Origin of the sequence: Altererythrobacter sp. (assembly GCF_050299635.1) — a bacterium.
Classification (GTDB): Bacteria; Pseudomonadota; Alphaproteobacteria; order Sphingomonadales; family Sphingomonadaceae; genus Erythrobacter.
Genome location: NZ_JBNKWF010000087.1, coordinates 1 through 527, shown reverse-complemented (window position 1 = coordinate 527; position 527 = coordinate 1). Strand labels below are relative to the sequence as shown.

The following is a 527-nucleotide window of genomic DNA, read 5'->3' as shown; positions in this document are numbered from 1 at the left end:
CGTGCCTTTTGCATAATGAGCCTACGAGTTACTCTTCATTGGCAAGGTTAAGCACATAGATGTGCGCAACCGCAGCGAAAGCGAGTCTGAATAGGGCGTATAGTCAGTGGAGGTAGACGCGAAACCCGGTGATCTACCCATGTCCAGGTTGAAGTGACGGTAACACGTCATGGAGGACCGAACCAGTTGACGTTGAAAAGTCTTTGGATGAGGTGTGGGTAGGGGTGAAAGGCCAATCAAACCGGGAAATAGCTCGTACTCCCCGAAATGCTTTTAGGAGCAGCGTTGGGGTTGAGTCTGACGGAGGTAGAGCTACCAATAGGACTAGGGGGAGTCAAATCCTACCAAATCCTGATGAACTCCGAATGCCGTTAGATATACCCAGCAGTGAGGGTAAGGGTGCTAAGGTCCTTATCCGAGAGGGAAAGAACCCAGACCGACAGCTAAGGTCCCTAAATCTATGCTAAGTTGAACTAAGGTGGTCCAGTTGCCGTGACAGCAAGGATGTTGGCTTGGAAGCAGCCATT

1 rRNA gene is annotated in these 527 nt (G+C 50.5%); it reads left to right on the top strand.

Going from position 1 to position 527, the window contains the following annotated elements:
- Positions 1–527: ribosomal RNA gene (locus ACQY6C_RS14970) — 23S ribosomal RNA — on the top strand; the annotation flags it as partial.